The organism is Sphingopyxis sp. SE2 (assembly GCF_032227185.1).
Classification (GTDB): domain Bacteria; phylum Pseudomonadota; class Alphaproteobacteria; order Sphingomonadales; family Sphingomonadaceae; genus Sphingopyxis.
Genome location: NZ_JAPMXW010000001.1, coordinates 3,745,914 through 3,764,184 on the forward strand (window position 1 = coordinate 3,745,914; position 18,271 = coordinate 3,764,184).

Consider the following 18,271-nt stretch of genomic DNA (forward strand, 5'->3'; position numbering starts at 1 on the left):
CCCATGCGCTTTGCTCCCATCGTCCCGCCCCGGCGTCCGCTGTTCGGTCGCCGCCAGGAATCGCCCACCGCGATCGTCCCGACCCCCTCCTCCGAGGAACGGCGGCTGATCGACCGGATCATCCGCCACGCGGGACGGCGCGAGTCGCGCTAGACGAGGGAGTTGGCGCGGCGGCGTTGTGCCCCTACATGGGGCGTCCATGCCCCCCGATACCGCAACATCCGCCGACGCCAGCCGCGAACCGCCCGTCCTTGCGACGCTGCGGCGCTTTCTCCCCTATCTGTGGCCCGCGGGGCAGGCCGAGGCGAAGCTGCGCATCGTCCTTGCGGGACTCATCGTGCTTGCGTCGAAAGGCGTGCAGCTGTCGATGGGTTTCCTCTACGGCGCCGCGATCGACCGCATGGCGCCGGGAATGGAGGAGGGCGTGGCGCTCGCGATCGGACTGGTGCTCGCCTATGCGGGCGCGCGTTTTGCCGGGGTGTTGTTCGACAATCTGCGCAACGTCGTGTTCGAGCGCGTCGGGCAGGATGCGACGCGCGAACTCGCGATCGCGACGTTCAGCCATCTCCACGCGCTGAGCCTGCGCTTCCACCTCGCGCGGCGTACGGGCGAGGTCACCAAGGTGATCGAGCGCGGCACCAAGAGCATCGACACGATGCTCTATTTCCTACTCTTCAACATCGCGCCGACGGTGATCGAACTCGCCGCGGTGCTGATCATCTTCTGGACCAAATTCAGCTTTGGCCTAGCGAGCGCGACCGCGCTGATGGTCGTCGTCTATATCATTTTCACGCGCAAGGTGACCGACTGGCGCAACGCGCTCAGGACGCGGATGAACGACCTCGACACGCTGACGATCGGGCGGAGCGTCGACAGCCTGCTCAATTACGAAACGGTCAAATATTTCGGCGCCGAAGAACGCGAGGAAGCGCGCTACCGCGACGTCGCCGACCAATATGCGCGCGCCGCGGTCAAGAGCGAGAACAGCCTCGCCTGGCTGAACATCGGGCAGAGCCTGATCACCAACGCCGCGCTCGCGGGGGCGATGGCCTATACCGTCTGGGGCTGGTCGACCGGCGAGTATAAGGTCGGCGACGTGGTGCTGGTGAACACGCTGCTTGCGCAGCTCTTCCGACCGCTCGACATGCTCGGCATGGTCTATCGCGTGATCCGGCAGGGGCTGATCGACATGGAGGCGATGTTCCGCCTGATCGACACCCCGCCCGAGATCGCCGATGCGCCGGACGCGTGGCCGCTCGTCGTGAACGGCGGCGCGGTGGCGTTCGAGAATGTCGTCTTCGGGTACGAGCCCGACCGCACGATCCTGAACGGCGTCAGCTTCGCGGTCGGCGCGGGCGAGACGCTGGCGATCGTCGGGCCGTCGGGCGCGGGCAAGTCGACGATCGCGCGGCTGCTCTTCCGTTTCTATGATCCGCAGGGCGGGCGGATCATGATCGACGATCAGGATATATCGCAGGTGACGCAAAAGAGCCTGCGCGCCGAGATCGGCATCGTCCCGCAGGACACGGTGCTGTTCAACGATTCGATCGGTTACAACATCGCCTATGGCCGCGAAGGCGCGAACGCCGACGAAATCGCAGCGGCGGCCGAGGGCGCGGCGATCGACAGCTTCATCGCGTTGCTGCCGCAGGGTTACGACACCGAGGTCGGCGAGCGCGGGCTCAAGCTGTCGGGCGGCGAGAAGCAGCGCGTCGCGATCGCGCGAACTTTGCTCAAGAATCCGCCGCTGCTGATCCTCGACGAAGCGACGAGCGCGCTCGACAGCCGCACCGAGGCGGCGATCCAGTCGACGCTCGACCGCATCGCGGCGCGGCGCACGACGCTGGTGATCGCGCACCGCCTGTCGACGGTGACGAACGCCGACCGCATCATCGTGCTCGAGAAAGGCCGCGTCGCCGAGACGGGGACGCACGACCAGCTGCTGGGCATGCGCGGCCTCTACGCCGACATGTGGGCGCGGCAGCAGGCCGAACGCGACGAGGGCACGGTCGACGCCTGATCGCGGCGTTCGCTAAATTTTAACGCCGGTTTACATTTCTGTAAGTGATTCCCACCCATTGAGCCTCTTTGGCTCTGTCCGCCTGACGGACGTTCGAGGGGAAGGTGGGCGCTTGATCAGGCTGGCGATGTGTATCGCGATCGACCACGATCCGTGGCTCGTCGCGCTGGCGGTCGCGATTTGCGGCGTCGGCGCCTTTGCGATCGTCCAGATGTTCGAGCGCGCGCGCGATGGGTCGCGGTCGCAGGGAATCGCCTGGGCCTTCCTTGTCGCCGTCGCCGCGAGCGCGACGATCTGGTGCACGCATTTCGTCGCGATGCTGGCGTTCGAGGCGAAAGCGCCGGTGACGCTCGATCCGGTGCTGACGATCGCCTCGCTGATGGTCGCGATGGTCGGCAGCTTCATCGGCTTCGCGGTCGCGGCGTGGGGCAAGGACGAGGTTTTCGGCGCGATCGGCGGAGCACTGTTCGGCGCCGCGATCGCCGCTATGCACTTCACGGGCATGACCGCGTACCGGGTCGACGGGATCGTGACTTGGGACGGCCAGTATATCGCGGCAGCGGTGATCTGCGGCATGGGTTTCGCCGCCGCGGCGCTGACCGTGTTGCGCACGCGCCGCGCGGTGCGATACCGCGTGCCGCTCGCGACTTTGCTCATCGTGCTGGCGATCGCGTCGCTTCATTTTCTCGCGATGACCGCGATGCGGATCACCCCGATGGCGCTCGACGAGACGCCGCTGCGTCCGGCCGAGTTCAGCGCGCTGGCGCTCGCGACGGTGCTCGTCGGCGGGATGGTGATCGCGGCGGGCGTCTTCGCCGCGATGCTCGACCGCCAGACGCGGTCGGAGGCGCTGCGCGAGATGACGCGCATGGCGATGAACGACGCGCTGACGGGCCTGCCCAATCGCGTCGCCTTTCGCGGCGAATTGGCGCGGCAGATCGGCGCGGCGATGGTGAGCGGCGAGCGGGTCGGGCTCTGCGCGATCGATCTCGACCGTTTCAAGGAAATCAACGACGTCCACGGCCACAAGGCGGGCGACGAGGTGCTTGCGCGGATTGCGCAGCGGATGCGCGATACGCTGGGGCATAACGAGTTCGTCGCGCGGCTGGGCGGCGACGAGTTCGTCGCGCTGACACGCTTTACCGAGCGCGCGCAGCTGACGGCCTTCGCCGCGCGGCTCGATGCCGAACTCAAGGCGCCGCTGGTCTTTCCCGATTTCGAGGCGCGGCTCGGCGCGAGCATCGGCGTGGCGGTCTTTCCCGACGATGCGGCGACCGCCGAGATGCTGGCGAACAATGCCGACCTCGCGATGTACCGCGCCAAGGCCGATGCCGCGACCACCCCGTGCCATTATGACTGGCAGCTCGACGAGGCGATCCGCGACCAGCGCGAGCTGGCCGCCGACCTGCGCAGCGCGATCGATCGCGGCGAACTCGACGTCCATTATCAGGTCCAGACCTCGGTCACGACGGGCGAAATTACCGGATATGAAGCCTTGCTGCGCTGGACGCATCCGGTGCGCGGCGCGATCCCGCCGGCGGTCTTCATCCCGCTCGCCGAGGCGAACGGTTTCATCCTCGCGCTCGGCGAATGGGTGATGCGGCGCGCCTGCACCGACGCGGCCGCCTGGCCGCACGCGTCGAAGGTCGCGGTCAATGTCTCGCCGCTGCAGCTCGCGCACGTCGACCTGCCGCGCCTGTTCCACCAGATATTGCTCGACACCGGCCTGCCGCCGCGGCGGCTGGAGATCGAGCTCACCGAAACCGCGATCATCGCCGACCGCGAACGCGCGCTGCACGTGCTGCGTCAGATCAAGGCGCTCGGCGTCGGCGTTGCGCTCGACGATTTCGGAACCGGCTATTCGTCGCTCGAAACGCTGCGCGCTTTTCCCTTCGACAAGATCAAACTCGACCGCTTCTTCCTCGCCGAGCTTGCCGGCAACGTCCAGTCGACCGCGATCCTGCGCGCGGTGCTCGCGCTCGGCAAGAGCCTGTCGATCCCGATCCTTGCCGAGGGCATCGAGACCTCCGAACAGCTCGACGTGCTGCGCCGCGAGGGCTGCGACGAGGCGCAGGGTTTCCTGATCGGCCGGCCGGGGCGCGGCGTTGCGCAGGGCGACGATCGCGGCGGCGACGACCGGGTGTTCGCCGCCTGACGGCTCGATCGCAACGAAAATAGCCGGCTTGGGTTGACCCTGCGCGCGCCGCGCCTTTACGCAGGGTCTCATGCCGCATGATACCACGCTGATCGGAACCATCGTCGCGGGCCTTGGCGTCGCCTTTCTGATGGGCGCGCTCGCGCACCGGCTCAAAATATCGCCGATCGCGGGCTATCTGCTCGCGGGCATCCTCGTCGGCCCCTTTACACCGGGCTTCGTCGCCGACACCGGGCTTGCGATGCAGCTCGCCGAGATCGGCGTCATCCTCCTCATGTTCGGGGTGGGCCTCCACTTTTCGTTCAAGGACCTGCTTTCGGTCCGCAAGATCGCGGTGCCGGGGGCGACCCTGCAGATCGCGGTCGCGACCGCGCTCGGCACGATGCTCGGCCTCTGGCTGGGCTGGTCGATCGCGGGGAGCGCGGTGTTCGGGCTGGCGCTGTCGGTCGCATCGACCGTCGTGCTGCTCCGCGCATTGCAGGCACGCGACATGGTCGAGACCGAGAAGGGGCGCATCGCGGTCGGCTGGCTGATCGTTGAGGACCTCGTCATGGTGCTCGCGCTCGTGCTGCTGCCCGCGATGTTCGGCGACCGCGGCGACGAAGGAGTGAGTGCGGGGCTGCTCCAGTCGGCGGGTATCGTGCTGGTCAAGGTCGTCGGTTTCGCCGCATTCATGTTCCTGATCGCGCGGCGGGTGCTGCCGTGGGTGCTCCACTGGGTCGCGCATTCGGGGTCGCGCGAGCTGTTCCGGCTCGCGGTGCTGGCGATCGCGCTGGGGGTCGCATTCGGCGCGGCGGTGATGTTCGACGTATCCTTTGCGCTCGGCGCCTTCTTCGCGGGCATGATCCTCGGCGAGACGCAATTGTCGCGGCGCGCCGCCGAAGAGACGCTGCCGCTGCGCGATGCGTTCGCGGTGCTGTTCTTCGTGTCGGTGGGCATGCTCTTCGACCCCAAGGTGATCGTCGAGCAGCCGCTGCCGGTGATCGCTACAGTCGCGATCATCGTCATCGGCAAGTCGGTCGCGGCCTATGCGCTCGTCCGTGCCTTCGGCCATAAATCGCAGACCGCGCTGACGATTTCGGTGAGCCTCGCGCAGATCGGCGAATTCTCGTTCATTCTTGCGGGGCTCGGCGTCGGGCTCGGGGTATTGCCTGAGACGGGGCGCGACCTGATCCTTGCGGGTTCGATGCTGTCGATTCTGTTCAATCCCATCCTTTTCACGCTGGCGGTGAAGCGCATCCGCGCCGACGAACCGATCGAGGAACCGTCGGGAGACATTGTCGAGGAAGCGCCCGAACCGTGCAACGCCGGGGTCGTACTGATCGGTTATGGCCGCGTCGGCAGCCATATCGGCAGCATGATCTGCGGCCGCGGCGAAGGGCTGACGGTGATCGAGGACCAGAACGACATGGCGGCCGCGGCGCGTGAGGCGGGCGCAACGGTGATCGTCGGCGACGCCACCAAGGAGAGCATTTTGCGCCAGGCCGGGCTCGACGAGGCGTCGACGCTGCTGATCGCGATTCCCGAGGGGGTCGAGGCGGGGGCGATCGTGCGCCGCGCGCGTGCGATCAACCCGAAGCTGGTGATCGTCGCGCGCGCGCATTCGGACGAGGAAGTGAGCGACCTGGTCCGTCGCGGCGCGGACCATGTCGTGATGGCCGAACGCGAGACGGCGTCGCGGATGGCCGAACGGGCGATGCTGACCTTGGCTTGAGTTTTAATCTCGTCATCCCCGCGAAAGCGGGGACCCAGAGCTTGCGTCGGCTGATCCCGCCCTGGGTCCCCGCTTTCGCGGGAATGACGAGGTTGGTTTGTTGCGCGTTTGGATGAGTCCGGGGCTTCCCTCTCCCCATCATCCGCCCTATCGCCCTCTCCAATGTCCGCCGACGCTCTCCTCCCGTTGCTCAAATCGACCTTCGGTTTCGACCATTTCCGCGGCCGACAGGGCGATGTCGTCGCGCGCGTGATGGCGGGCGAACGCACGCTCGCGGTGATGCCGACCGGCGCGGGCAAGTCGCTGACTTATCAGCTGCCGGCGGTCGCGCTCGATGGCTGCGTCGTCGTCGTGTCGCCGCTGATCGCGCTGATGCACGACCAGCTGCGCGGTGCGCGCGCGGCGGGAATTCGCGCCGCGAGCCTGACGAGCGTCGATGCCGATTTCGCCGACACGCGGCAGGCGTATCGCGACGGCGAACTCGACCTCCTCTATATCGCGCCCGAGCGCGCCACCGGCGAAGGCTTCCGCTCGTTGATGGAAGCGCGCACGCCCGCGCTGTTCGCGATCGACGAGGCGCATTGCGTTTCGGAATGGGGGCATGATTTCCGCCCCGATTACCGGTTGCTCCGCCCGTTGCTCGACGCTTTCCCGTCGGTACCGCGGCTTGCGCTGACGGCGACGGCCGACAAGCACACGCGCGAAGATATCCTCCTCCAGCTCGGCATCCCGGCCGAAGGGCTGGTGCTCGCGGGCTTCGATCGCCCGAACATTCGCTATCGGGTGACGCCGCGCGTGACTCCCGCAAAGCAGCTCACCGATTTCATCGCCGCCAATCCCGGGCCCGGGATCGTCTATTGTCCGACGCGCGACGGGACCGAACGCATGGCGCAAAAGCTCGCCGCCGCGACCGGACGCAGCGTCGCCGCTTATCACGCCGGGCTCGACGCCGAGCGCCGCGCGCGGGTGCAGCACGACTTCGTTGCGTCGGAGGATGGCATCGTCACCGCGACGGTCGCCTTCGGCATGGGGATCGACAAGCCCGACGTGCGCTTCGTCGCGCATGCCGGGCTGCCGAAGTCGATCGAGAGCTATTATCAGGAAACGGGACGCGCGGGGCGCGACGGCGACCCCGCCGAGGCGCTGATGCTATGGGGCGCCGAGGATTTCGCGCGCGCGCGGATGCGGCTCGGCGAATTGCCCGAGGCGCGCATCGCAAGCGAACGGGCGCGGCTCAACGCGCTCGCGGCGCTGGTCGAGACCGTCGAGTGCCGCCGCGCGCTGTTGCTGCGCCATTTCGGCGAGTCGCCGCCCGAACGCTGCGGCAATTGCGACACCTGCCTCGAACCGCCGCGCCAGCTCGACGCGACGGTGCTGGCGCAGAAACTGCTTTCGGCGGTCTATCGCACCGGGCAGAGCTTTGGCGCCGGGCATGTCGAGGCGGTGCTGACGGGGCGGAACGACGAGCGCATTGCCCAGCGGGGGCACGACAAGCTCTCGGTCTTCGGTATCGTCGCGGGCGAGGAGGCGCGGCTGATCAAGCCGCTCGTGCGCACGCTCGTCGCGCGCGAGGCGCTCGAGACGACCGAGCATGGCGGGCTGATGTTCGGTCCCGCCGGGCGCGCGATGATGAAGGGCGAAACGCCGGTGTTGATCGCCGAGCCGCCGGTGAAACGGACGCAAAGGGCTTCGCGGGCGGATCGGGCCGCCGCGAACCCGGTCGGCGATCCCTTGTTCGACGCGCTTCGCGCGATGCGGCGCGAACTGGCGGCCGAAGCCGGGGTGCCGCCCTATGTGATCTTCCACGACGCGGTGCTGCGCGCGATGGCGAGCGAACGGCCCGCGACGCGGAGCGCGCTCGCCGACATTCCCGGCGTCGGCGGCAAGAAGCTCGACGCGTGGGGTGACGCGTTTCTGAACGTCATCCGCCAATATTGATTGCAGCTTCACGCCCACCACCTTCATGCTTGTCAGCAAGTGGGCGGCGGGAGTAGATCGGCGGCATGAGCGATTTTCGTCCCCTGTCCGCCCAGTTCAGCGTCGCGCCGCAGATCGGCATCGAGGATGTCGCCGAGGCCAAGGCGCAAGGCTTTGCGCTGGTGATCAACAACCGTCCCGACGGCGAGGAGCCGGCGGCGCCGCAGGGCGAGCATATCGCGGGCGCCTGCGCCGCCGAGGGGCTGGCCTATGCCGCGATCCCGATCGGCCATGCGGGATTCAGCCATGCGCAGATCGACGCGCTCGACAAATTGCTGGCGAGCGCGACCGGACCCATCCTCGCCTATTGCCGGTCGGGAACGCGCTCGACGCATCTCTGGGCGCTGACGCGCGCGCGCGCCGGCGACGATGTCGGCGGCATCGTCGATGCGGCGGCAAAGGCGGGCTACGATCTTTCGGGGCTGCGGCCGATGCTGGACGCGCTGTCGGGGGAAAAATGACCGCGGTGCTTGTCCAGACGGGCGCGTCGCTCGTCGCGGTGCTGTTCATCGCCTGGCTGGTCGGCAGGATGGGGCTCGGCGCCGATCCGCGGATTGCGGACGAAGCCCACGCGATCCGGCTCGCCGAAGAGGCCGAAGCGGGGTTTCGCGGGATCGAAGTCGCGCGCGACCGCGCGGGCTTTGCCGCGATCGTCCGCAATGCCGAGGGGCGGATGATGCTGATACGCGCGCATGGCAATCATTTCGCGGCGCGGCCGGTCGATGCGAGCGTTATCGGACGGCTCGACAAGGATTTCCTGACTTTGACGATGCCGGAGCGAACATTCGGCGCGGTGACGCTGCAACTGGGGAAGGATGCGGGGATGTGGGCATCGCGTATGCGGGAGTTCGGCCGTGCCTGAGCTGCCCGATCCCGTCGTCTACGCGGTGCCGGGTTTCATCCTGCTGCTGATCGTCGAAATGATCGTGTCGCTGCGTCGCGACAAGAGCCGTTACGAGGCGCGTGACACGCTGACCTCGCTGATGCTCGGCACGGTGAGCCAGGTCGCCGGAGCGCTCGTCGGCGCGGCGGTGATCGGCATGGCGGTGTGGGTCTATCAATTCCGTCTGTTCGACATCGGGATCGAGTTCAGCACTTGGTGGTGGGCGTGGATCCTCTGCTTCTTTCTCGACGATCTCGCCTATTATGCCTTTCACCGCAGCGCGCACCGCGTGCGCTGGTTCTGGGCGAGCCATGTCATCCATCATTCGAGCCAGCATTATAATCTGTCGACCGCGCTCCGGCAGACGTGGACCGGCTTCTTCAGCCTTGGTTTCATCTTCCGCCTGCCGCTGTTCCTGATCGGCTTTCCACCCGCGATGGTCTTTTTCTGCGCGGGGCTGAACCTGATCTACCAGTTCTGGATTCATACCGAGGCGATCGGGCGGATGCCGCGCTGGTTCGAAGCGGTGATGAACACCCCGTCGCACCACCGCGTCCATCACGGCGTCAATCCGCGCTATCTCGACGCCAATTATGCGGGCGTCTTCATCATCTGGGACAAGATGTTCGGCAGCTTCGTCGCCGAACGCGACGACGAGCCGGTGCGTTACGGCATCGTCAAGCAGCTCGGCAGCTTCAACATATTGTGGGCCGCGGTGCATGAATGGGTCGGGATCGCGAAGGACGTGTGGGCCGCGCCGTGGAAGCACAAGCTGTCCTATATGTGGCGCGAGCCCGGCTGGAGCCACGACGGCAGCCGCGCGACGAGCGCGATGATCAAGCAGCGCTGGGCAGCGGGGCGGTCGGTCGAGGAGCCGGCGGAGTAGGCGCCGAAAAGGGGCACGCGGAGACGCGGAGGGATTACCAACTCCGTTCGTGCTGAGCTTGTCGAAGCACAGTTTTTCGCCTTGGCGTCGTAAGAAGGAAGAACGGCCCTTCGACAAGCTCAGGGCGAACGAAGAAGGAAACCCCTTCTTCCTTGCTTCGCCACCTAATGACATTCATGTAAGTCGCAGTGGACCACCGACCGGGTGGCGAGGGGAGCGGCTTATGGATCAGTTCGACATCATCGTCATCGGCGGGGGCAGCGCGGGGAGCGCGGCGGCGGGGCGGCTCGCCGAGGATGGCAAGCGCGCCGTCTGTCTGGTCGAGGCGGGCGGGCGCAACGACAATATGCTGATCAAGACGCCGGGCTTCATGCCCTTCATCCGGAACAGCTCGAATTATAAATATGAAACGGTGCCGCAAAAGGGGCTGAACGGGCGCACCGGATACCAGCCGCGCGGGCGCGGGCTCGGCGGCTCGAGCGCGATCAACGCGATGGTCTATATCCGCGGCCACGCCTTCGATTACGACCAGTGGGAATCGCTGGGAGCGACCGGCTGGAGCTATGCCGACGTGCTGCCCTGGTTCAAACGCGCCGAGCATAATGAGCGCGGAGCCGACGATTTCCACGGCAGCGGCGGGCCGCTCAATGTCATGGACCAGCGCTGGCCCAATGTGACGAGCCGGCGCTTCGTCGAGAGCGCGGCGGCGCTGCAACTGCCGCGCACGGCCGATTTCAACGGTGCGAGCCAGGAGGGGTTTGGCCTCTATCAGGTGACGCAGAAAGCGGGCGAACGCTGGTCGGCGGCGCGCGCCTATGTCGAACCCTTGCGCGAACATGGCAATTTCGCGGTGCGCACCGGCGCGCTGGTCGAGAAGATCGTCGTCGAGAACGGCCGCGCGACGGGGGTGGTCATCCGGCGCGGATCGAAACGCGAGACGCTCCGCGCGCGCGGCGGGGTCGTTCTGTCGGCAGGCGCCTTCAACAGCCCACAGATATTGATGCTGTCGGGGATCGGGCCGGGCGCGCATCTCAAGGACAAGGGGATCGCGGTCGCGCTCGACCGCGCCGGAGTCGGCGCGAACCTGCAGGACCATATCGACTATGTGTCGAGCTGGGAAACGCGCTCGGCCGACCCGTTCGGCGACAGCGCGAGCGGCACTTGGCGGATGCTGAAAGCGATCTTCGAGCATCGCCGCCAGCGCACGGGCATCATGACGACATGCTTTGCCGAGGCGGGCGGCTTCTGGAAATCGCGGCCCGATCTGCCCGCGCCCGACATCCAATATCATTTCGTCCCCGCGATGCTGGAGGATCATGGCCGCACCAAGGTGAAGGGCCACGGTTTTTCGTGCCACGCCTGCGTGCTCCGGCCCGAGAGCCGCGGGTCGGTGACGCTGGCGTCGGGCGATGCCGCCGCGGCGCCGGTGATCGATCCGGGCTTCCTGACCGATGCGCGCGACATGGCGACGCTGCGCGCCGGGGTGCGGATGATGCACCGGATCGCCGCCGCGCCGCCGCTGTCGGATTATGCGGGGGTCGACCGTCACCCGGTCGATCTCGACGACGATGCGGCGCTCGACGCGCTGATCCGCGCGCGCGCCGATACCGTCTATCACCCTGTCGGCACGTGCCGGATGGGCAGCGATGCCGATGCGGTAGTCGATCCGGCGCTGAAGCTGAACGGCGTCGAAGGGTTGTGGGTCGCCGACGCGAGCGTGATGCCGCGGCTGGTCAGCGGCAACACCAACGCGCCGAGCATCATGATCGGCGAACGCGCGGCCGACTTCGTGAAGGCGGCGCTGGCCTGAGCGCTAAGAGCAAGCGGCCGCCAACAATCGGCCGCTGCCCGTCAAGTCATACCGACTCGCGGGCGGGCGCATATCGATCACCTCGCGCGTCACCAGCCCATGGCGCCCAAGCGCGGCCAGCCCCTGCGACAGCGCCCGCGGTGTCGCAGGGGCGAGCAGGCGCGACAGCGCGTTGAAGCGGTCGTGCCCCGCGCCGATGCCGACGACGAGCGGCAGCCCCCAGCGCGTCGCGGCGCCAGGGGGCAGGCCGAGCGCGCCATGGGCTTCGGCGATCGTCGCGGCGCGCGCGGCGGCCGCCTGTCCGCTGCCGGTCAATATATATTCGGGGCGAAGCGGGTGGCCGTGACCGGGGTTGCGCCGCACCCAGCCGATCGCCTGCGCCGCCTCCAGCGTCCGCGTCAGGCTGTCGCGCGACAGTCCGAGCCGGTGGACGAGTTCGACGAAGCGCGCGCCTTTGCGGGCCGCGAGATCGGCGAGCAAGGGCACCAGCCAGCGGTGGCTGCCGAGCTGGACCAGCAACGGATCGGACTTGCTTGACGGCATTTGCAAGTAACTATACAAACCAGACCATCGATGCAAGGATGCTGGCAGAGGGAGCAAAGGCATGGCACTCGAATATGGATCCGAGCTTACCTGCTCGATGGGGGTGAAGGACATGACCGCGTCGATTGGGTGGTACGGGCGGGTGATGCGCTGCGAACTGCTCTACCGCGCCGACGAGATCGGCTGGTGCGAAATGAAAACCCCGATGGCGGGGGTCAATATCGGGCTGAGCGAGGTCGAGAGCGTCGTGCAGGGCGGCGGCGCGACCAATGTGTTCGAGGTCGCCGACATCGTCGAAGCCAAGGCCCATCTCGATGCCGAGGGCGTGCGGCAGGACGGCGATATCCAGCATATTCCGGGGCTGGTGAAATTGCTCACCTTTTACGATCCCGACGGCAACGCCTTCATGTTCTCGCAGTCCGATATGGCGTCATGACGGCACTCGGCTGGGCCGCCGCGGCGCTTCTCGCGTCCGCGCCGCCCGCCGCCGAGCCACCGTCGCTGACCGCCTGGCACGGAAGCTGGGTCGGTGAGGGCGAGGCGTTCGGCAAGCCCGCGACCGCGACGCTCGAGATCGCGCCGGGCGAGGGCGGCGCGACGATGCTTTCCTATCGGCTGAGCATCGAGCGAACCCCGCCCGTCGCCTACTCGGCAGAGGCGACCTATGCCGTCGATGCGAAGGGGCGCGTCGGCGGGAAATGGACCGACAGCACGGGGCGCACGCGCGCGGTTGCGGGCGGGGTGAATGCGGCGAAATGGTGGACGCATTGGGGCAGCGCCGATGTCGAGATCGGCCGATCGACCTATGTCCTCGACGAGAGTGGGCGGCTCCTCGTCAGCGATTCGGTCCTGCAGGAAGATGGCGGCTGGCGCGTCTTCGCTGTGCTGCGCTATACGCGCAAAAACCCCTGAAAGCCGCCACTTTTCAGGCGGGCGCATGTTGTGCACAAAAAAAGAGGGCCGGGACTTGCGTCCCGGCCCAGCCTTTCAGGCTCTCCCCTCCTGAAGGCCTCTGTGCATTGTAGGGACACGGATTCACGGTAGGCATCGACGTCAGGGGTAGCGAACTATTTGCGCAGGTTCTCGATGCCAAGTTCGCGCCACATCCAAGTGAAGTCGTAGGTGGCCATCGGGTCGTTCGCGTCGAGTTGGCTGCTGCTGCGGTTTTCGAGATGCTTGAGCCACCCGGCTACTCGGTGCCGGCCTGCGGCAGTTTGAACGGCTGCGCGCGGGGTGATGTCGCCGAGCATGCCGACGGGTTCATCGAGCGTCGCGCGGTACTGACGGTCGAGCATGGCATGGATGAGCGGGGTTGCAACCTCTGGCGCAATGGCGGGTGCCGGTTCGGATGATGTCAGCCCCTCGGCCCGCGCCGCCATGGCCTGTTCGACCGTCTCAATCGTGGTCAGCGGCGAGCCGACCAACCCGGCGAGCGCATCGTTGATAAGCGTGGTGCCGCGTTTCGCTCGCTCGGCCGAGGTGACGGCGAGCATCAGGGCGCGGCCTTTCAATTCGACATTGCCGAGCACCGGGGTGCCGTCCGCCATCGTCACACCCCACGCCATGCGCCCGGTGCTTTTCGCTTTTCCGTTCGGTTTCTCGCCCAGCCAGTTCCAAAAGTGCGTGGTTTCCCGCTGAAGCGCAGGGAGAGTATCAAGCCGCTCGCCGACCAGCGCCTGGGTCACGCCGCGTGCGAAGGGAAAGCGCACGCGGTGGAACATCACCTCCTCGCCATCACTGTTGTGCAGCGTGGGGATGGACGCCGGTCCCATGGTCCTGGGAACGACATCGAACAGCCATGCCGTGCTGATGAGGGCCGGAAGTGCAGCCAGATCGTCGGCGTCTAGGTTCAACGCGGTTTGCGGGCTGCGCTTGCCCTTCGAGCGCCGTAGATCGGCGACGATCGCCTCGGCCGCCTCCATAGTGAACGACAGCACGCCCCCCGACAGGAGGTGCTTGCCTCCGACCTGCACGACGCGGGCACCGATCCTGTCCCATTGCTTCAGCGTCTGCGAGGCGCTGCGCTCGGATACTCGAAGCGGCTCGCTGCCCTGGATCAGGTCACGCACAAGGAAGCCGCTCCCGGGCTCGACCTCGCTCACCTCGTGGAGGCTCATCACCGACGATCGGAGGGCACGCAGGTAGATTTTGGTCGGGCCGCTCTCGTTCCAGCCCCGGCGCCGAATATAGTCATCAACGATGTTCCGGTCCCCGGGTTCGATGGTGCGCGTGAGCAGATCCTCGAACGCGCATCCCCACAACACGCCGGCCCAATGATCGCCGACGATGTCCGCCAGCTCGTCCGCTTCGAAGTCGAACTCCTCCATCGCCAGCCCGAGATGATCGCCGAGCGCCTCGCCCAGATGCTCGCCCCAGGCCGGCGAGGTGGCGAACTTCATGACGCCGGACAGATCGTGACCACGCTTCATGCCTGTTCCCTCTGCTGCTGACTGAATTGCTGGCGGTGCGCGGCGACGATGCGCGAGACGGTGGGTTCGCTGACGCCGTAGAGCCGCGCCATCTCGGCACCGGACTTGCGGCCGGACGTGACGGACTCGGCGATTTCGCGGCGCTGCTTGTCGCCGAGCTTGGGCCGACGCCCGCCGATCCGTCCTTCTGCGCGAGCCTGGGCAAGGCCGGCGCTGGTACGCTCGCGGATCATGGCCCGCTCAAACTCGGCGAAGCTTCCCACCATCTGCATCATCATCCGCCCTGCCGCGGTGGTGGTGTCGATCGCCTCGGTCAGCGAACGAAAGCCCGCTCCCGCGTGCTCGATCCGCTCCATGATGTGCAGCATGTCCTTCAAGCTGCGCGACAGTCGGTCGAGCTTCCAGACGACGACGACATCTCCCTCGCGCAACTGGCCGATCATCTCCAGAAGCTTGGGTCGGTCCCACCGCCCACCGCTGGCGGTCTCCTCGAACATCCGCTTGCAGCCGGCGGCATCGAGCGCGCGCCGCTGCGCGGCGTTCGACTGGTCGTCGCCCTTCGATACGCGGGCATAGCCGATCAGATAGGGTTCGCGCGTCATCTGCGTCTCTTTCACAAACGGCCGTATCCGGAGGTGGAAACAGGATGCACCAATTTCCGCAGCCTTGGGCCTTTCACAATCCTCTTTCATTAAGCGGGCAAAAGGCAAGAGGTTTTTGAAGGATGAAACATGCCCGCACGTATTCCGATGACCCAGCGGCAGCGCGCCGCATTGCTTGCTTTGCCCGACAGCGAGGCGGCGGTGGTGCGACACTATGGCCTCGATGCCGAGGACCTTGCTGCAATCGGCACCGCGCGCACTCCGGCAACCCGGTTGAGCTACGCCCTGCAACTCTGTTGCCTCCGCTTTCCGGGGCGGCATCTGCGCGCAGGCGAGCTGTTGCCTGCGATCATGCTCGACCATATCGCCGAGCAGGTCGGGGTGGATGCAGGCGCCATCGCCGACTTCGCGCGGCGAGCGCCGACCCGCTACGATCAGCTTGCCGCCATCAAGGCGCGCTTCGGCTTCACCGATCTGAGCCGGCCAGCGCGCGGTATCATGATGACCTGGCTGGAAATCGAAGCCATGCCCATCGTGGACGGGCGTATTCTGCTCGATCGACTGCTCGACGAGCTGCGCACGCGGCGCATCGTTATCCCCGGCATCAGCGTAGTCGAGCGGATGGCGGCCGAGGCGATGCTGCGGGTGGAAACCGATCTGGTCGCTGCAATCCATGATAAACTCGATGCGGATATGCGTCAGCGCCTCGATACGCTGGTCGATGAGAAGGTGCATGATCGACAGAGCCGCTTGTCGTGGCTGCGCGAACCACAGCCCCGCGTCGCGTCAGCCTCGCTCGCCGAAATCCTTGAGAAGATCGCTCTGATCCGCAGGACCGGAATTTCCTGTGTTCCGGTCGATCCCCTGCACGAGCCACGCATGACGCAGTTCGCCCGCGAAGGCGTGCGCTATACCGCCCAGGCCTTCCAACAGATGCGCGCCTCCCGCAGGCGGGCCATCCTGCTTGCTACGCTGCGCGAGATGGAAGCCACGCTTACCGACGCGGCGATCGCCATGTTCGGCGCCTTGATGGGACGCGCTCACCTTCGTGCCCGCAAACGCCTGGAACAGGGAATCGCGATTTCGGGACGCGAAGGCCGTGACCGACTGATGCGCATCGCCACCGTGCTGGAAACAGTTAGCCGGGTAGCACGCACCGGTGAAGATATCGGCGCGGCCCTCAGGGATATCGTGCCTCTCGACATGCTCGATGCCGATGCCGCGATCATCCGTCGTACCGCGGCACCTCACAGGGACGATGTGTTGAGCGAGATCGCAGCCGAATACCGGACCTTCAAACGAATAGGACCTCTATTCCTGCAAACGCTCGATTTCCACGGCCGGGTCGGCACCGCGGCGTTGCGCAATGCGATGACGGTCCTGTCGGATCTTGATGGCGACTGGCGCAAGCCGCTCCCTGCCGACGTTCCGCTCGGTCATGTCGAGCGGCGCTGGCACCGCCATGTCGTGGTCGCCGGCAAGATCGACCGGACGCATTGGGAGATGGCCACCTACGGGGCGCTCGCCAATGCACTGGCATCGGGTGATATCTGGGTGCCGAGGTCACGGCTGCACAGGTCGCTGGACGTGCTGCTCGCGCCATCAAGTGGCGCAGCGCTGCAACCGGTGTTCTCGCTCGGTGATCCACACGCATGGCTCGATCAGCGCGCCGCGCAACTCGACAAAGCCTTGTGCGACGTCGCCCAGAATCTGGCCGGACGTGATGCTGCCCTGTTCGCTGGCGAGCGATTGCGCTTCCCCAAGGAACTGAAGGACGATGATGCCGGGCACGACGAAGGACGGCATCTGACGCTTGCCTGCTACGGTATGCTGCCTGCCACGCGTATCACCGACGTGCTGTCGCAGGTCGAACGATGGACCGGCTTCACCCAGCACTTCGGGCACGTCTCGACCGGGTTGCCGCCTGGCGATGAGCAGGCCTTCCTCGCCACTCTGATTGCCGAAGCGACCAATCTTGGGCTGTCGCGCATGGCCGAGGTATGCGGCGCAGGGTCACGCCGCGCGCTGCTGCGCATGCAGACATGGCACATGCGCGAGGAAACCTTTCGGGCGGCGCTCGCCTGTCTGACCGACGCCATCCACGCCGAGCCGATCGCCGCCTGGTTTGGGCAAGGACACCGGGCTTCCGCGGATGGCCAGGCCTTCTACCTGGGCGGGCCGGGCGAAGCCGGCGGAGCGGTCAACGCCCATTATGGTCGCGACCCAGTGGTCAAGATCTACACCACCATCACCGACCGCTACGCGCCGCTGCACCAGACGGTGATCGCCGGCACGGCAGGAGAAGCCATCCATGCGCTCGATGGGCTCCTCGGCCATGACAGCAACGCCGATCTGACCGCACTGCACGTCGATGGAGGCGGCGTTTCCGACATCGTGTTCGCAACGATGCATCTCCTCGGGCTCGATTTCGAGCCGCGCATTCCTCGCCTGTCCGACCGGCGCCTCTACGCATTCGAACCTTCGAAGCGCTATGGCAGGCTTGCGCCACTGTTCGGTCACAGGCTCAACCGGGATCTGATCGTCAGCCACTGGCCGGATATCGAACGCGTCATCGGCGCGATGCGTGATCGCACCGTTACGCCCTCGCTGATCCTCAAAAAGCTATCCGCCTACCGCCAGCAGAACAGCCTCGCCGCGGCGCTCCGCGAGGTAGGACGGATCGAGCGCACGCTGTTCACGTTGCGCTGGTTCGACGATCCGGCGCTACGCCGCACGGTCACCGCCGAGTTGAACAAGGGCGAGGCGCGCAACAGCCTGGCGCGAGCGGTCGCCTTCCATCGGCTCGGTCGCTTTCGCGACCGTGGCTTGGAGAACCAGCAAACCCGCGCGGCTGCCCTCAACCTCGTCACCGCAGCGATCATCCTGTTCAACTGTCGCTATCTTGGGCACGCCGTCGAAGAAATGCGCCGCCGCGGAAGCCAGATCGATCCGGCTATGCTGTCTCGGCTCTCACCATTGGGCTGGGATCGCATCAATCTCACCGGCGATTATGTCTGGTCCGATCACCTCGATCTCGACGCCAATGGCCTCATGCCGCTGCTCATCAAACCGCTACCGTGAATCTGTGTCCGCATAATGCACAGGGGCCCTGAAACTGTTGACCCAATGAATGCCATATTAATGTCATGTTGGAAAGGCTAAAATTGCGGCAATGCTGCACAAAATTTGTGCAGCATTTCAGTTGAGAAAGGGGCCGGCACGCGCCGGCGATCCGGCCCCTTTCGCGGCCGC

At 66.4% G+C, this 18,271-nt stretch carries 15 protein-coding genes; 12 read left to right on the plus strand and 3 right to left on the minus strand.

What is annotated here, in order from left to right; all coding sequences use genetic code 11:
• Positions 1–3 precede the first annotated feature (3 nt).
• From OVY29_RS17865 to OVY29_RS17905, 9 genes are all read left to right on the plus strand, one after another.
• Positions 4–153, plus strand: a complete 150-nt coding sequence (locus OVY29_RS17865) for a hypothetical protein (protein WP_313911838.1) — start codon at positions 4–6, stop codon at positions 151–153.
• Positions 154–199: 46 nt separating this feature from the next.
• The gene (locus tag OVY29_RS17870; RefSeq protein ID WP_037553185.1) at positions 200–2,020 is read left to right on the plus strand and encodes an ABCB family ABC transporter ATP-binding protein/permease; all 1,821 of its coding nucleotides are present in this window, start codon (positions 200–202) and stop codon (positions 2,018–2,020) included.
• A 112-nt stretch (positions 2,021–2,132) separates the two neighbouring features.
• Positions 2,133–4,175 carry a putative bifunctional diguanylate cyclase/phosphodiesterase gene (locus tag OVY29_RS17875; protein WP_313911839.1) on the plus strand — a complete coding sequence of 681 codons (2,043 nt, stop codon included), beginning with the start codon at positions 2,133–2,135 and terminating at the stop codon, positions 4,173–4,175.
• A gap of 70 nt (positions 4,176–4,245) precedes the next feature.
• Complete coding sequence (gene ybaL, locus OVY29_RS17880) at positions 4,246–5,889, plus strand: YbaL family putative K(+) efflux transporter (protein ID WP_313911840.1); 1,644 nt, start codon at positions 4,246–4,248, stop codon at positions 5,887–5,889.
• A 162-nt stretch (positions 5,890–6,051) separates the two neighbouring features.
• A complete protein-coding gene (gene recQ / locus OVY29_RS17885) occupies positions 6,052–7,827 on the plus strand; it encodes a DNA helicase RecQ (RefSeq protein WP_313911841.1) in 1,776 nt (591 codons plus the stop codon).
• 65 nt (positions 7,828–7,892) lie between these two features.
• Entirely contained in the window at positions 7,893–8,327 is a 435-nt protein-coding gene (locus tag OVY29_RS17890) for a TIGR01244 family sulfur transferase (RefSeq protein WP_313911842.1), read from the plus strand.
• The gene (locus tag OVY29_RS17895; RefSeq protein WP_037553190.1) at positions 8,324–8,728 is read left to right on the plus strand and encodes a hypothetical protein; all 405 of its coding nucleotides are present in this window, start codon (positions 8,324–8,326) and stop codon (positions 8,726–8,728) included. Before OVY29_RS17890 ends, OVY29_RS17895 begins: the two co-directional genes overlap by 4 nt.
• The gene (locus tag OVY29_RS17900) at positions 8,721–9,635 is read left to right on the plus strand and encodes a sterol desaturase family protein (protein ID WP_037553191.1); all 915 of its coding nucleotides are present in this window, start codon (positions 8,721–8,723) and stop codon (positions 9,633–9,635) included. Before OVY29_RS17895 ends, OVY29_RS17900 begins: the two co-directional genes overlap by 8 nt.
• 223 nt (positions 9,636–9,858) lie before the next feature.
• Positions 9,859–11,445 carry a GMC family oxidoreductase gene (locus OVY29_RS17905; RefSeq protein WP_313911843.1) on the plus strand — a complete coding sequence of 529 codons (1,587 nt, stop codon included), beginning with the start codon at positions 9,859–9,861 and terminating at the stop codon, positions 11,443–11,445.
• 3 nt (positions 11,446–11,448) lie between these two features.
• Here OVY29_RS17905 and OVY29_RS17910 read toward each other — a convergent pair whose 3' ends face one another.
• On the minus strand, positions 11,449–11,988 hold the full coding sequence (locus tag OVY29_RS17910; RefSeq protein ID WP_313911844.1) for a winged helix-turn-helix transcriptional regulator: 540 nt from the start codon (positions 11,986–11,988) through the stop codon (positions 11,449–11,451).
• A 61-nt stretch (positions 11,989–12,049) separates the two neighbouring features.
• Here OVY29_RS17910 and OVY29_RS17915 point away from each other — a divergent pair, with 61 nt between their 5' ends.
• Entirely contained in the window at positions 12,050–12,424 is a 375-nt protein-coding gene (locus OVY29_RS17915) for a VOC family protein (protein ID WP_313911845.1), read from the plus strand.
• Complete coding sequence (locus OVY29_RS17920) at positions 12,421–12,900, plus strand: hypothetical protein (protein WP_313911846.1); 480 nt, start codon at positions 12,421–12,423, stop codon at positions 12,898–12,900. The genes OVY29_RS17915 and OVY29_RS17920 overlap by 4 nt, the downstream gene beginning before the upstream one ends.
• Before the next feature lie 155 nt (positions 12,901–13,055).
• On the opposite strand, the gene OVY29_RS17925 is transcribed toward OVY29_RS17920, so the two are convergent.
• Positions 13,056–14,417, minus strand: coding sequence for a hypothetical protein (locus tag OVY29_RS17925; RefSeq protein ID WP_313911833.1), 1,362 nt, complete (start codon positions 14,415–14,417; stop codon positions 13,056–13,058).
• Entirely contained in the window at positions 14,414–15,019 is a 606-nt protein-coding gene (locus OVY29_RS17930) for a recombinase family protein (RefSeq protein WP_099185149.1), read from the minus strand. Before OVY29_RS17930 ends, OVY29_RS17925 begins: the two co-directional genes overlap by 4 nt.
• 147 nt (positions 15,020–15,166) lie before the next feature.
• On the opposite strand from OVY29_RS17930, the gene OVY29_RS17935 reads away from it, so the two are divergent.
• On the plus strand, positions 15,167–18,100 hold the full coding sequence (locus OVY29_RS17935; protein WP_058804985.1) for a Tn3 family transposase: 2,934 nt from the start codon (positions 15,167–15,169) through the stop codon (positions 18,098–18,100).
• The last annotated feature ends 171 nt before the right edge of the window (positions 18,101–18,271 follow it).

Coding starts and splice junctions, on each gene's coding strand:
- OVY29_RS17865 (WP_313911838.1), top strand. CDS start 4: ATGCGCTTTGCTCCCATCGTCCCGCCCCGGCGTCCGCTGTTCGGTCGC.
- OVY29_RS17870 (WP_037553185.1), top strand. CDS start 200: ATGCCCCCCGATACCGCAACATCCGCCGACGCCAGCCGCGAACCGCCC.
- ybaL (WP_313911840.1), top strand. CDS start 4,246: ATGCCGCATGATACCACGCTGATCGGAACCATCGTCGCGGGCCTTGGC.
- recQ (WP_313911841.1), top strand. CDS start 6,052: ATGTCCGCCGACGCTCTCCTCCCGTTGCTCAAATCGACCTTCGGTTTC.
- OVY29_RS17890 (WP_313911842.1), top strand. CDS start 7,893: ATGAGCGATTTTCGTCCCCTGTCCGCCCAGTTCAGCGTCGCGCCGCAG.
- OVY29_RS17895 (WP_037553190.1), top strand. CDS start 8,324: ATGACCGCGGTGCTTGTCCAGACGGGCGCGTCGCTCGTCGCGGTGCTG.
- OVY29_RS17905 (WP_313911843.1), top strand. CDS start 9,859: ATGGATCAGTTCGACATCATCGTCATCGGCGGGGGCAGCGCGGGGAGC.
- OVY29_RS17910 (WP_313911844.1), bottom strand. CDS start 11,988: ATGCCGTCAAGCAAGTCCGATCCGTTGCTGGTCCAGCTCGGCAGCCAC.
- OVY29_RS17915 (WP_313911845.1), top strand. CDS start 12,050: ATGGCACTCGAATATGGATCCGAGCTTACCTGCTCGATGGGGGTGAAG.
- OVY29_RS17920 (WP_313911846.1), top strand. CDS start 12,421: ATGACGGCACTCGGCTGGGCCGCCGCGGCGCTTCTCGCGTCCGCGCCG.
- OVY29_RS17925 (WP_313911833.1), bottom strand. CDS start 14,417: ATGAAGCGTGGTCACGATCTGTCCGGCGTCATGAAGTTCGCCACCTCG.
- OVY29_RS17930 (WP_099185149.1), bottom strand. CDS start 15,019: ATGACGCGCGAACCCTATCTGATCGGCTATGCCCGCGTATCGAAGGGC.
- OVY29_RS17935 (WP_058804985.1), top strand. CDS start 15,167: ATGACCCAGCGGCAGCGCGCCGCATTGCTTGCTTTGCCCGACAGCGAG.